Annotated in this window: 11 protein-coding genes; 8 read left to right on the top strand and 3 right to left on the bottom strand. The window is 68.1% G+C overall.

Going from position 1 to position 12684, the window contains the following annotated elements:
• Positions 1–7: 7 nt before the first annotated feature.
• The gene (gene fabI, locus D8S75_RS08225; RefSeq protein ID WP_119965762.1) at positions 8–808 is read right to left on the bottom strand and encodes an enoyl-ACP reductase FabI; all 801 of its coding nucleotides are present in this window, start codon (positions 806–808) and stop codon (positions 8–10) included.
• Positions 809–909: 101 nt separating this feature from the next.
• On the opposite strand from fabI, the gene D8S75_RS08220 reads away from it, so the two are divergent.
• The 6 genes from D8S75_RS08220 (at position 910) to D8S75_RS08195 (ending at position 7377) form a co-directional block, all read left to right on the top strand.
• The gene (locus D8S75_RS08220; protein ID WP_119965760.1) at positions 910–2706 is read left to right on the top strand and encodes an extracellular solute-binding protein; all 1797 of its coding nucleotides are present in this window, start codon (positions 910–912) and stop codon (positions 2704–2706) included.
• 119 nt (positions 2707–2825) lie between these two features.
• Entirely contained in the window at positions 2826–3860 is a 1035-nt protein-coding gene (locus D8S75_RS08215) for a microcin C ABC transporter permease YejB (RefSeq protein ID WP_119965758.1), read from the top strand.
• Positions 3861–3869: 9 nt separating this feature from the next.
• Positions 3870–4280, top strand: coding sequence for a type VII toxin-antitoxin system MntA family adenylyltransferase antitoxin (gene mntA, locus D8S75_RS08210; RefSeq protein ID WP_119965756.1), 411 nt, complete (start codon positions 3870–3872; stop codon positions 4278–4280).
• Positions 4270–4686, top strand: a complete 417-nt coding sequence (gene hepT, locus D8S75_RS08205) for a type VII toxin-antitoxin system HepT family RNase toxin (protein WP_119965755.1) — start codon at positions 4270–4272, stop codon at positions 4684–4686. Before mntA ends, hepT begins: the two co-directional genes overlap by 11 nt.
• A gap of 10 nt (positions 4687–4696) precedes the next feature.
• Positions 4697–5764: an ABC transporter permease gene (locus D8S75_RS08200; RefSeq protein ID WP_119966102.1), complete on the top strand. Its 1068-nt coding sequence runs from the start codon at positions 4697–4699 to the stop codon at positions 5762–5764.
• Positions 5761–7377, top strand: a complete 1617-nt coding sequence (locus D8S75_RS08195) for an ABC transporter ATP-binding protein (RefSeq protein ID WP_119965753.1) — start codon at positions 5761–5763, stop codon at positions 7375–7377. The genes D8S75_RS08200 and D8S75_RS08195 overlap by 4 nt, the downstream gene beginning before the upstream one ends.
• Before the next feature lie 40 nt (positions 7378–7417).
• On the opposite strand, the gene D8S75_RS08190 is transcribed toward D8S75_RS08195, so the two are convergent.
• Positions 7418–8764: a dicarboxylate/amino acid:cation symporter gene (locus tag D8S75_RS08190; protein WP_119965752.1), complete on the bottom strand. Its 1347-nt coding sequence runs from the start codon at positions 8762–8764 to the stop codon at positions 7418–7420.
• A gap of 232 nt (positions 8765–8996) precedes the next feature.
• Positions 8997–10025, bottom strand: coding sequence for a DctP family TRAP transporter solute-binding subunit (locus D8S75_RS08185; RefSeq protein WP_119965750.1), 1029 nt, complete (start codon positions 10023–10025; stop codon positions 8997–8999).
• A 29-nt stretch (positions 10026–10054) separates the two neighbouring features.
• On the opposite strand from D8S75_RS08185, the gene D8S75_RS08180 reads away from it, so the two are divergent.
• Both D8S75_RS08180 and D8S75_RS08175 read left to right on the top strand, forming a co-directional pair.
• On the top strand, positions 10055–12010 hold the full coding sequence (locus tag D8S75_RS08180; protein WP_119965748.1) for an ATP-binding protein: 1956 nt from the start codon (positions 10055–10057) through the stop codon (positions 12008–12010).
• On the top strand, positions 12007–12627 hold the full coding sequence (locus D8S75_RS08175) for a response regulator transcription factor (RefSeq protein ID WP_119965746.1): 621 nt from the start codon (positions 12007–12009) through the stop codon (positions 12625–12627). Before D8S75_RS08180 ends, D8S75_RS08175 begins: the two co-directional genes overlap by 4 nt.
• The last annotated feature ends 57 nt before the right edge of the window (positions 12628–12684 follow it).

Raw genomic sequence — 12684 nt, 5'->3', positions numbered from 1 at the left:
CTGTGCGTCAGACCTGGTCGGCGGAAAGGCCCGCCGTCTGGCTGAAGCCGCCGTCCACGTAGGTGATCTCGGCGGTCACGCCCGAGGCCAGGTCGGACAGCAGGAAGGCCGCCACGTTGCCCACGTCCTCGATGGTCACGTTGCGGCGCAGGGGCGAGGCGTCGGCCACGCGCGAGAGCAGCTTGCCGAAGTCCTTGATGCCGCTGGCGGCCAGCGTCTTGATGGGGCCGGCGCTGATGCCGTTGGCGCGGATGGCGCGGCCGTCCTGGGTGCGGCCCACGGCCTCGGCCAGGTAGCGCACACTGGCCTCCAGGCTGGCCTTGGCCAGGCCCATGGTGTTGTAGTTGGGGATGGAGCGCAGCGCGCCCAGGTACGACAGCGTCAGCAGCGAGGACTTGTCGTTCAGGTAGGGCAGGGCCGCCTTGGCCATCGCCGGGAAGCTGTAGGCGCTGATGTCGTGGGCGATGCGGAAGTTCTCGCGCGACAGGCCGTCGAGGAAGTTGCCGGCAATCGCCTCGCGCGGCGCGAAGCCGATGCTGTGCACGAAGCCGTCAAAGGTGCCCCAGGCTTCGCCCAGGCCCTTGAACATGGCCTCGATCTGGGCGTCGTCGCCCACATCACAGTCGAACACCAGCGTCGAGTTGAAATCGGCGGCGAACTCAGTGATGCGGTCCTTGAAGCGCTCACCCACGTAGCTGAACGCCAGCTCGGCGCCTTGCGCGTGGCAGGCCTTGGCGATGCCGTAGGCGATGGAGCGGTTGGACAGGACGCCCGTGATGAGCAGCTTCTTGCCGGTCAGAAAACCCATTGTTGTTCTCCTGGGGAATGCGGGGAAATGGCGGCGCGGTGGCGGGGGGAAATACCCGCAGCCTGCCCTGGTGCGCCGCCAGCGTAGTGCAGAATTGTCGCATGCGGTTTTGGCTGACTTTTCTGCTGACGATGTGCGCCGCCCCGGCCTGGGCGGCCCATGCCTATGCGCTGTGGGGCGAGCCGCGCTACCCGGCCGGTTTCGCGCATTTTGCGTATGTGAACCCGCAGGCGCCCAAGGGCGGCGAGCTGCGGCTGGTGAGCAACCTGCGCACCTCCACTTTCGACAAATACAACCCGTTCACCATCAAGGGCAACGCACCGGCGTATCTGTCCTCGCTGATGTTCGACGCGTTGCTCGTGGGCTCGCTCGACGAGACGGCCACGGGCTACGGCCTGCTGGCCGAGGACGTGCAGGTGGCGCAGGATGGCCTCTCGGCCACGTTCCGCCTGCGGCCCGAGGCGCGCTTCCACCACGGCAAACCCGTGCTGGCCGCAGACGTGAAGCACAGCTACGACACCCTGGTGGGCCCGCACACCTCGCCTGCGTACAAGACGCTGCTGATCGACGTGGCCGGTGTGGATGTGCTGGGCGAGCGCACGGTGCGCTACCGCTTCCACAAGCCCAACCGCGAGCTGCCGCTCACCGTGGGCGGCCTGCCGGTGTTCAGCCGCGACTGGGGCGTGGAGAACGGCAAGGCCAAGCCCTTCGACCAGGTGGTGATGGACTTTCCCATCGGCAGCGGCCCCTACAAGATTGGCCCGGTCCGCTTCGGCAAGGACATTACCTACGTGCGCGACCCCAACTATTGGGCCAAGGACTTGAACGTGCGCAAGGGCACGGCCAACTTCGACCGCATCACCGTCAAGATCTACAAAGACGCCACGGCGCGGCTCGAAGCGCTCAAGGCGGGCGAATTCGACCTGATGCGTTTTTTTAGCGCGGGCGACTGGGCGCGCCGCGTCAATGGCCGCAAGTTCGACACGGGCGAACTGGTCAAGGGCGAATTCGCGCACAAGCTGCCCTCGGGTTTCCAGAGCTATGTGCTCAACACGCGCCGGCCGTTCCTGCAGGACGTGCGTGTGCGCGAGGCCCTGGGCCTCGCGCTGGACTACGAGTGGATGAACCGCCAGATGTTCTACGGCGCCTACCAGCGCGTCAACGGCCTCTTCGGCAACACCGCCTGCGAAACACGCGGCACGCCCACGCCGCAGGAGCTGGCCCTGATGGAGCCCTGGCGCCAGCACCTTCCCGCCGCTGCCTTCGGCCCCATGACGGTGCCGCCGCGCACCGACGGCGATTCGTCGCTGCGCGCCAATCTGCGCCGCGCGCAGCAATTGCTGAAAGAGGCTGGCTGGGAGGTGCAGGGCGGTGCGCTGCGCAATGCGCGCGGCGAAGCCATGGTGCTCGAATACATGGACAGCAACGAGGGCGGCGTGCGCGTGGTCACGCCTTGGATGCGCAGCCTGGAAAAGCTGGGCATCACGCTACGTTTCCGGGCGGTGGATTTCGCGCTCTACCAGCAGCGCCTGCAGAAGTTTGACTTCGACATCACCTCCATGGCCTTCCAGGGAACGCACAACCCTGGCCAGGAATATGCCGACCTGTTCGGCAGCAAGGCCGCCGACACCGAGGATTCGGGCAATTTCGCGGGCGTGAAGAACCCCGGTGTCGATGCGCTGATCGCGGCCATGACCGCGGCCAAGACCGAGGCGCAACTCCTGCCCGCCTGCCATGCCCTGGAGCGCGTCATCGCCCACAGCCACTACCTCATTCCGCAGTGGACCGCCGGTACCCACCGCATGGCCTACAACGCCTGGCGCCTGGCGCGCCCCGAGGCCCTGCCACCGTATTCGAGCGGCGAGGGCTGGGCCATCGACACCTGGTGGGCCCGGTAATGTGGCCCCCACGCTCCACCGTTGCACGGGTCGCTGCCCCCCGAGGGGGCTGGCCTTGCTTGGGGCGGCCCGGCGCTGCGGCCGCCACCACCGCTATCGAGAACAAGGGTTGATCGTAGATGCTGGCCTACATCCTCAAGCGCATCCTGCTCATGCTGCCCACCTTGCTGGGCGTGCTGCTGCTGACTTTCGTCGTGATCCAGTTCGTGCCGGGCGGCCCGGTCGAGCAGTACATGGCCGAGGCCAAGGCGGGCGCCGGGGTGGGTGGTGGTGCCGAGGGCGGTGGCCTGAGCTACCGGGGCGCGCAGGGCGTGGATCCCAAGCGCCTGGAACAGATCAAGGCGCTCTACGGCTTCGACAAGCCCGCGCACGAGCGTTTCCTGCAGATGCTGGGGCAGTTCGCGCACTTCGACCTGGGCAAGAGCTTCTTCCAGAACAAGGACGTGTGGACGCTGGTGAAAGAGAAACTCCCCGTCTCCATCAGCCTGGGCCTGTGGACCTTCTTCATCAGCTACCTGGTGGCCGTGCCGCTGGGCGTGGCCAAGGCGGTGCGCGCGGGCTCGCGCTTCGACCTGGTGACCACGCTGCTCATCCTGGTGGGCTATGCGATTCCGGGCTTCGTGCTCGGCGTGGCGCTGCTGGTCATCTTCGGCGGGCAGTTGCAGTGGTTCCCGCTGCGCGGGCTGACCTCGTCGAACTGGGACGAGCTGTCCTGGGGGGCGCGCATCGTGGACTACCTGTGGCACATCACGTTGCCCATCACCGCCATGGTGCTGGGGAGCTTTGCCGTCACCGCCATGCTGACCAAGAACGCCTTTCTGGAGGAAATCCGCAAGCAGTACGTGCTGACGGCGCGCGCCAAGGGGCTCTCCGAGCGCCAGGTGCTCTGGAAGCATGTGTTCCGCAATGCGCTGATTCCCATCATCACCGGCTTTCCGGCAGCGTTCATTGGCGCGTTCTTCGCGGGCTCGCTGCTGATCGAGACGCTGTTTTCGCTCGACGGCCTGGGCCTGCTGAGCTACGAGAGCGTGATCCGGCGCGACTACCCCGTGGTGCTGGGCACGCTGTACCTGTTCACGCTGATCGGGCTGGTGACCAAGCTCATCAGCGACCTGTGCTACGTGTGGGTGGACCCGCGCGTGAAGTTTGATTGAAGGACGCGCATGCATGTGACCTCCGAAGTGATCGAGCGAACGGTGCGCATGCTGCAGGCGCGGCTGCCAGGCCTGCTGGCGGTGTATGGCTTTGGCAGCCAGGTGCAGGGCACGGCAGGACCGGACAGCGACCTGGACATGGCCGTGCTGGTGCCCGGCTATGCCGACGTCACGCTGCTGTGGCAGCTCTCCGGTGAACTGGCGGACATCGCGGGCCGCGCCGTCGATCTGCTGGATTTGCGCGCCGCGTCCACGGTGATGCAGTACCAGGTCATTACCCAAGGCGAGCGCTGGTGGGCCAGGGATGTGCAGGCCGCGTTGTTCGAGAGCGCCATCCTGAGCGAGAAAACCGACCTGGACACGGCGCGTGCGGGCCTGCTGACCGATATTCGAGAGCGAGGGACTGTGTATGGTGGATGACGTGCTGATCAACAAGGCCGCCACGATCGAACGTTGCGTGCTGCGCGCGCGGGAAGAATATTTCAGCGATCCGGCCAGCTTCGCCACCAACTTCAGCCGCCAGGACGCCGCCATTCTGAACATCCAACGTGCCTGCGAAGCCGCGCTGGACATGGGGCAGCACCTGATCCGGCGCGACCGCCTGGGCGTTCCGCAAAGCGCGCGCGATGTTTTTGCCCTGCTGGCCCGGGCCGGCCGCATCGAGCCGGGCCTGGCCGAAGGCCTGCAGCGCATGGTGGGCTTCCGCAACATCGCGGTGCACGACTACCAGAGCCTGCAACTGCCCATCACCGTCGCCATCATCGAAAAGCACCTCGATGAGTTCCTGCAGTACAGCAAGGCACTCTTGCAGCACGATGCCGGATAAGCAGCAGGCCATGGTTTTCAGCGCATCTCCTGCTTCTGCGGCCGCCGTGCCCGCATCACTGTCCCCCTCCCGCCGCGCCTGGCTGCGTTTCAAACGCAACCGCCTGGGCTACTGGAGCCTGCTGATCTTTTGCGCGCTGGTGCTCGTCAGTCTGTGCGCCGAGCTGGTCAGCAACGATAGGCCGCTCATCGTGCGCTACGAAGGGCAGACCTACTTCCCCATGCTCAAGGACTACCCCGAGAAGACCTTTGGCGGCGATTTCGAGACGCCCACCGACTACCTCGACCCCTTCATCCGCGAACGCATCACCAGCGGCGCCAACTGGGCGCTCTACACCCTCAACCCCTACGGCCCGAACACGCTCAACTACTTCGCCAAGGCGCCCAATCCGTCTGCACCCACGCGGGACAACTGGCTGGGCACCGATGACAGAGGACGCGACCTGCTGGCGCAGCTCATCTACGGCTTCCGCGTGAGCGTGCTGTTCGCGCTGGCGCTCACCGTGACGGGCGTGGCGCTGGGGGTGCTCACGGGCGCTATCCAGGGTTTCTTTGGCGGCAAGACGGACCTGGCCTTCCAGCGCTTCATCGAGATCTGGGGCTCCATGCCCGAGCTGTACCTGCTCATCATCTTCAGCGCGGTGTTCGCGCCCAGCATTTCGCTGCTGCTGATTCTGCTGAGCCTGTTCGGCTGGATGGGGCTGAGCGACTACGTGCGCGCTGAATTTCTGCGCAACCGCCAGCTTGACTACGTGAAGGCCGCGCGCGCGTTGGGCGTGGGCAACGCGCAGATCATCTGGCGCCACATCCTGCCCAACAGCCTCACGCCCGTGGTGACCTTCTTGCCGTTCCGCATGAGCGCGGCCATCCTGGCGCTGACCTCGCTCGACTTCCTGGGCCTGGGCGTGCCGCCGGGCACGCCGAGCCTGGGCGAGCTGCTTTCGCAGGGCAAGAACAGCATCGATGCCTGGTGGATCTCGCTGTCCACCTTCGGCGTGCTGGTGGTCACGCTGCTGCTGCTGACCTTCATGGGCGACGCGCTGCGCGATGCGCTCGACCCCCGAAAGGCCGACCGATGAGCGGCGAAGCCATGAATCCATTGTTGCAAGTTCGCGACTTGTCCGTGCGCTTCGGCGCCAAGGAGGTGGTGCGCGGCGTGGGCTTCGACATCGCGCCGGGAGAGAAGCTGGCGCTGGTGGGTGAGTCCGGCTCGGGCAAGACCATCACGGCGCTCAGCCTGCTGCGCCTGGCGGGTGAGGCGCAGATCAGCGGCCAGGCCTTGCTGCGCGGGCGTGACCTGCTCTCTTTATCGGAGCGCGAGATGCGCGGCGTGCGCGGTGGCGAGATCGCCATGGTGTTCCAGGAACCCATGACAGCGCTCAACCCGCTCATGACCATCGGCCAGCAGATTGCCGAGGTTTTGGAGCTAAAAAAGGCCCTGACGCCCGCCCAGTCTGCGCAAGTAGCTATTGAATTGCTAGCAAAAACCGGCATCCCCGAGCCCGAACGGCGTGCCAACAGCTTCCCGCACCAGCTCAGCGGCGGCCAGCGCCAGCGCGCCATGATCGCCATGGCCCTGGCCAGCGAGCCCGCGCTGCTGCTGGCCGACGAGCCGACGACGGCGCTCGACGTCACGCTACGCGGCCAGATCCTCGACCTGCTCTCCGAACTGCAACGCAGCAGCGGCATGGCCGTGCTGCTCATCACGCACGACCTGAACCTGGTGCGCCGCTTCGCCGACCGCGTGGCCGTGATGGAGCAGGGCGTGCTGGTGGAGCAGGGGCGTGTGAATGAAGTCTTCCGCGCGCCGCAGCACCCTTACACCCAGCGCCTCATCGCCAGCCAGCCCCGGCGCGATGTGGTGGAGGACGCATTGCCCGAAGGCACGGCCCCCGTGGTGCGGGCGCAGAACCTGCGCGTGGTCTATCCCACGCCGCTGCCCGGCTTCCGGGGCTGGTTCCAAAAGGGGGAGTTCGTCGCCGTGCAGGGCGCCGCGCTGCAGTTGCCGCCGGGCCGCACGCTGGGCGTGGTGGGCGAATCGGGCTCGGGCAAGTCCACGCTGGCGCAGGCCATCCTGGGCCTGCTGCCGCATGGCGGCGATCTGGCGGTGGCCGGGCAGGGCTGGCAGCAGCCCGCCACGCGCAACACACCGGCCAACCAGCGGCTGCGCCGCCAGGTGCAGGTGGTGTTCCAGGATCCGTTCTCCTCGCTCTCGCCGCGCCTCACCGTGGAGGAGATCGTGGGCGAGGGTCTCAAGGTGCACGAGCCCGCGCTGGATGTTGCACAGCGCCGTGCCCGGGTGGAGGCCGCGCTGGCCGAGGTGGGCCTGACCGAGAGCCAGTTCCCCGGCCTGCTGGCGCGCTATCCGCATGAATTCTCGGGTGGCCAGCGCCAGCGCCTGGCGGTGGCGCGCGCGCTCATCGTGCAACCGCGCGTGCTGGTGCTCGACGAGCCCACCAGCGCGCTCGACGTCACCATCCAGCAGCAGGTGCTGGGCTTGCTACAGCGCTTGCAGAAGGACAAGGGATTGAGCTACCTGCTCATCACGCACGACGTGGATGTGATCCGCGCCATGGCGCACGAGGTGCTGGTGATGAAGGACGGCGAGGTGCTGGAGGGCGGCAGCGTGGCCCAGGTGCTCGATGCGCCGCGGCACCCCTATACCCAGCGGCTGGTGGCCGCCGCAGGCTGACCCGGCCGGGCGCAAGCCCGGCGGGTCGGCAGGGCGACGCTCAGGCCGCCGATTTGGAGACGGCCATGTGGTCCTCGTGCAGGTCCAGGATGGCTTCGGGCTCGTCCGCTTCCTGCGGCGCGGGGTGGTCCAGGCCATCGTGCAGGCGCTGCATGTCGAGGTCGCCGGTCCACTTGGCCACCACCAGCGTGGCCACGCCGTTGCCCACCAGGTTGGTCAGCGCGCGGGCTTCGGACATGAAGCGGTCGATGCCCAGGATCAGCGCCAGGCCCGCCACCGGAATGCCGCCCACCGCCGACAGCGTGGCCGCCAGCACGATGAAGCCGCTGCCCGTGATGCCGGCCGCGCCCTTGGAGGTCAGCAGCAGCACGGCCAGCAGCGTGAGCTGCTGGGTCAGCGTCATGGGGGTGTCGGTGGCCTGGGCGATGAAGACGGCCGCCATGGTGAGGTAGATCGAGGTGCCGTCGAGGTTGAACGAGTAGCCGGTCGGAATCACCAGGCCGACCACCGACTTGCGCGCGCCCAGGACTTCGAGCTTTTCCATCATGCGCGGCAGCACCGATTCGGACGAGGAGGTGCCCAGCACGATCAGCAGCTCTTCCTTGATGTAGCGCACGAACTTGAAGATGCTGAAGCCATGCAGGCGGCTGATGATGCCCAGCACGATGAACACGAACACCAGGCAGGTCAGGTAGAACGCGCCCATGAGCTTGCCCAGCGAGAACAGCGAGCTGACACCGTATTTGCCGATGGTGAAGGCCATGGCGCCGAAGGCACCGATCGGAGCGACCTTCATGATGATGCCGACGATGTCGAACAGCACGTGCGAGAACTTCTCGATGAAGTCGAACACCATGGTGCCGCGTCCGCCGAACTTGTGCAGGGCGAAGCCGAACAGCACCGAGAACAGCAGCACCTGCAGGATCTCGCCCTTGGCGAAGGCGTCCACCACCGAGCTGGGAATCACGCTGAGCAGGAAGTCCACCGTACCCTGCATCTTGCCGGGCGCCGTGTAGGCCGCGATGCTCTTGGTATCGAGCGAGGCGGGGTCGATGTGCATGCCCGCGCCGGGTTGCAACACGTTGACCACGACCAGGCCGATGATGAGCGCCAGGGTGGAGACGATCTCGAAGTACAGCAGCGCCAGGCCGCCGGTCTTGCCCACCTTCTTCATGTCTTCCATGCCGGCGATGCCCACCACCACCGTACAGAAGATGATCGGGGCGATGATCATCTTGATCAGCTTGATGAAGCCATCGCCCAGCGGCTTCATCTGGGCGCCCAGGTCGGGTTGGAAATGGCCCAGCAGCACGCCCACGGTGACGGCGAACAGCACCTGGACGTAAAGGGACTTGTACAGCGGCTTGCGCTCGGATGCCTGTGACATGGCGAAGGTCTCTAAAGGGTGGGGTGGAAACCGTGGCCGCGGCGCCCAGGGGGGCGGGCCGGCCACTCAGCATCCCCGTTGCGGGGCGGTTGCGAAGAATACGGACCCGTCCGCCGCTCGCCAACTGTGGCGTTCAACAGTCGGGTTAACCCTAATTCCGCCAAAAGCCTTTTGTTTTCAAGGTCTTATGGTCTTTTCAAAGCCGTACCACGGAGCCTGTAGGAAGAGGCTCTCAGGGCGCGCACTCGTCCTGGATGCGCCGCAGCAGCGGGGCGCCGTTGCGGCGCTGGAAGTCGGCGTACACCGGTTGCATGGCCTGGCGCAGGGCGTCGCGTTGCGGCGGTGTCAGCGCATGCACGCGCACCTGGGGCATCTGCCGCAGCGCCGCCAGGGCCTGGGCGTTGAGGTCGGCCGACTGGCGGTTGCCGTGCTCCAGCGCCTCGGCCAGCGCCTGCTGCAGCAGCAGGCGGTCCGGCGCAGCCAGGTGCGCCCAGAAGCGCGGGTTCGCCACCACGGCGTAGCCCAGGTAGCCGTGGTCGGTCAGCGTCACGGCGGCCTGCACTGGCGCCAGCCCCTGGCTCAGGAAGTTGGAGAGAGGGTTTTCCGTGCCGTCCACCACTCCGGAGGCCAGGGCGCGCTGTGTCTCGCCAAAGGGCAGCACCACCGGGTGCGCGCCCAGAGCGCGCATTTGCGCTGCCACCACGCGCGAGGCTTGGATGCGCAGGCGCAGGCCCTTGAAATCCCCCGGTTCGCGCAGGGGCTTGGCCGCGCTCATCTGCTTGAATCCGTTGTCGAGAAAGCCCAGCCCCACCATGCGGTGGCGCGACAGGTCTTCCAGCAGCTGCCGTCCGATCGCGCCCCGCGTCACGCAGCGCACCTGGCCCAGGTCCTGGAACAGGAAGGGCAGGTCGAACACCTCGAACCCTCCGACCCCCATGGCACTGAACTTGGACAGCGAGGGCGCCAGCATCTCCACGGCCCCGAGCTGCAGGGCCTCGATCTCGTCCTGGTCGCCGTAGAGCTGCGAGTCGGGGTACACCGCCACGCGGATGCGCCCGCCCGAGCGCTGCGCCACCAGCGCCTGGAAGCGCTCGACCATCAGGCCCTTGGGGGTGTCGGGCGCGACCACATGCGAAAAACGCACCAGCATGGGCGCCGGGGCCGCGCCCGCCAGGCCCGCCAGCAGCCAGCACGCGCCCAGGCCCACGGCACGGCAACGCCGCGCCAGCCGTTTCCAGGGGGAGGGTCCGATGCCGCGCATGTTCGGTATGCTACTGAAAAGCCTGCCCCATGATGCCCGCGCCTTCCATCGACTTCGCCTTGCTTGAGCTGGACACCGGGCAGTCGTCGGCGCTGAACCGCCGCGCCATGGTCTGGCTGGCGGGCCTGCTGGCCGTGGTGGCCGTGGCGATCGCGGCGCTCGCGCTGTTCCTGCGCACGGTCGAGGTGGACGAGGAGAACCGCCAGCGCAACGCCGACGCCCAGTGGCTGGACCAGACCCTGCGCTTCCATTTCCGCCGGCTCGAAGCCGATCTGGGCGTGCTCGCGCGGCGCCCACCCGGCGCCGCTTCCGCGCCGCTGCATGCCGGGCAGTTGTGGCGCGGCGCGGGCGTGGTGGCGCACCACGGCTGGCTGGCAGCGGGCTCGCCGGCGGCCGGCACGGCGGCCTTCCTGGACGGCGCCGGGCCGGACCCGGACAACGCCCTGGTGTTCGCCACCATGCTGGAGACCACCCGGGGCCTGCAGCGGGCCGCTTATGCCGGGCCGCTGCCGCTGGCCGGCGGAGCGCAGGAGCGCCTGCTGTGGCTCGCCGTGCCGTTGTTCGAGCAGGGGCGCTTCCTGGGCGACCAGGTGGCCGCCATCCGGTTGGAGCGGGCGCTGCAGGAGGTCATTCCGTCCTGGTTCCTGGCGGACCATGCGGTGTCCGTGGACGACGAGGCGCCCGTCGGCGCGGCGGCGCCGCACGCCTTTGCCGTGCCGGTCCAGCTCCCCGGCGCCGCGCTCACGCTGCGCGTGGTACCCCTGGACAGCGCGCCCGCGCTGGCACCGCGCCTGTTCTTCGGCGTGGCCCTGGCGTGCCTGGCCGGCATGCTCGTGGCGGTGTACTTCCTGTGGCGCGACGCGCGGCGGCGCCAGCGCGCCGAATCGCGGCTGCAGACCCAGATCGCCTTGCGCACGGCCATGGAGCGCTCGGTCGCGCTGGGCCTGCGGGCCTGGGACCTCAACGGCCGTCTGCTCTATGTCAACCAGGCGTTCTGCGCGATGCTGGGCCTAGCGCCGCGCGACCTGCTGGGCGCGCCGGCGCCCCTGCCGTACTGGCCGGCCGGGCAGGGCGATGAGCTGGCGCTGCTGCGGCAGCACATGGCCCTGCCGCCGGAGCAGCAGGTGGGCGTGGAGGTGCAGTTGCGCCACAGCGGCGGCCACCTGCTCGACGCCCTGCTGCACGGCGCGCCCCTGACGCTGGCCGACGGCTCCGTGATCGGCTGGATGGGCTCGGTGCTCGACATCACCGAGCGCAAGCGCATGGAGCGCCGCGAGGCGCGCCAGCAGGAGATCCTGGAGGCCTCAGGGCGCCTGATCGCCGTTGGCGAGGTGGCGTCCACCCTGGCGCACGAGCTGAACCAGCCGCTGGGCGCGCTCAGCAGCTTCGCCAACGGCTTGCTCAACCGCGTGCGCGAAGGGCGCATCACGCTGGAGGAAGTCGCGCCCGTGGTCGAGCGCATGGAGCGCCTGGCCGACAAGGCCGGCCGCGTGATCCAGCGCGTCAACGCTTTCGCGCGCCGGCAGGAAATGACGCGCCAGCCGCTGGAGCTGCGCGCTTTCGCCCTGCGCGTGGCCGGCCATGTGGCGCTGCCCGAGGGCGTGGCGCTGGAATGGCGCTGGCCCGAGGGCACCTGCACCGTACCGGCCGACGGCCTGCTGCTCGAACATGCGCTGCACAACCTGCTGCTCAATGCCGGCGAATGGGCCGCCCAGGGCGGGGCGGCGCGGCCCACGGTGCGCGTCAGCCTCGTGCAGGCCGAGGGCATGGCGGGCCTGCGCGTGGAAGACAGCGGCCCCGGCGTCGATCCGGAACTGCGCCAGGGCATCTTCGACGCCTTCTTCAGCCGCAAGAGCGGCGGCATGGGCATGGGCCTGTCGATCTGCCGCTCCATCGTCGAGGCGCACCATGGCCGCATCGAGGTCGAGCGCAGCGCCGATTTGCACGGTGCACAATTTACGATCTGGCTGCCGCGCAACCCATGACCCCCACCATCCACCTCGTCGACGACGACACCGACTTTCGCGAAGGCCTGGCCTGGCTGCTTGATTCGCGCGGCCTGGCGACCCAGGGCTGGGCCGGCGGCGAGGCCTTCCTGGCGTCCCTCGGCCCGGGCAGCCCCACCTGGGACTGCTGCGTGCTGCTGCTGGACATCCGCATGGAGCCGCTGTCGGGCCTGGCCACGTTCGAGCGGCTCAAGGGCCTGGGTTGGCCGTGGCCGGTGCTGTTCCTCACCGGCCACGGCGATGTGGACATGGCCGTTAAGGCGGTGAAGAACGGCGCCTGGGATTTCCTGGAAAAACCCTTCCAGAACAACCTGCTGGTGGACCGCGTGGAGGCCGCGCGCCAGGCCGCCCTGGCCATGCAGCGCGAAGCCCCCGAGCGCCAGCGGTTCCAGCAGGCGCTTGCGGCGCTGAGCATGCGCGAGCGCGAGGTGCTCGACCAGCTCCTGCAGGGGCACTACAACAAGAACATCGCAGACCACCTGGGCATCACCCCGCGCACGGTCGAGTTCCACCGGGCCAACATCTTCGAGAAGCTGCAGGTGAATTCCGCCGTGGAACTCGCGCACCGCATGGGGCGCTGGGGCTCCCCGGCCTGAGCGCCCGGTGCACCAGAGCGGTGCAAGGCCGGCCCGCAGGCGCGCGGCCCGGCCAGG

The organism is Simplicispira lacusdiani (assembly GCF_003604195.1).
Classification (GTDB): domain Bacteria; phylum Pseudomonadota; class Gammaproteobacteria; order Burkholderiales; family Burkholderiaceae_C; genus Simplicispira; species Simplicispira lacusdiani.
Note: the sequence above shows the minus strand (reverse complement) of the source record. Positions and strands in the feature narration are given on the sequence as shown.

Excerpts from the sequence above, each read along its gene's own strand:
- fabI (WP_119965762.1), bottom strand. The coding sequence starts at position 808 with ATGGGTTTTCTGACCGGCAAGAAGCTGCTCATCACGGGCGTCCTGTCC.
- D8S75_RS08220 (WP_119965760.1), top strand. The coding sequence starts at position 910 with ATGCGGTTTTGGCTGACTTTTCTGCTGACGATGTGCGCCGCCCCGGCC.
- D8S75_RS08215 (WP_119965758.1), top strand. The coding sequence starts at position 2,826 with ATGCTGGCCTACATCCTCAAGCGCATCCTGCTCATGCTGCCCACCTTG.
- mntA (WP_119965756.1), top strand. The coding sequence starts at position 3,870 with ATGCATGTGACCTCCGAAGTGATCGAGCGAACGGTGCGCATGCTGCAG.
- hepT (WP_119965755.1), top strand. The coding sequence starts at position 4,270 with ATGGTGGATGACGTGCTGATCAACAAGGCCGCCACGATCGAACGTTGC.
- D8S75_RS08200 (WP_119966102.1), top strand. The coding sequence starts at position 4,697 with ATGGTTTTCAGCGCATCTCCTGCTTCTGCGGCCGCCGTGCCCGCATCA.
- D8S75_RS08195 (WP_119965753.1), top strand. The coding sequence starts at position 5,761 with ATGAGCGGCGAAGCCATGAATCCATTGTTGCAAGTTCGCGACTTGTCC.
- D8S75_RS08190 (WP_119965752.1), bottom strand. The coding sequence starts at position 8,764 with ATGTCACAGGCATCCGAGCGCAAGCCGCTGTACAAGTCCCTTTACGTC.
- D8S75_RS08185 (WP_119965750.1), bottom strand. The coding sequence starts at position 10,025 with ATGCGCGGCATCGGACCCTCCCCCTGGAAACGGCTGGCGCGGCGTTGC.
- D8S75_RS08180 (WP_119965748.1), top strand. The coding sequence starts at position 10,055 with ATGATGCCCGCGCCTTCCATCGACTTCGCCTTGCTTGAGCTGGACACC.
- D8S75_RS08175 (WP_119965746.1), top strand. The coding sequence starts at position 12,007 with ATGACCCCCACCATCCACCTCGTCGACGACGACACCGACTTTCGCGAA.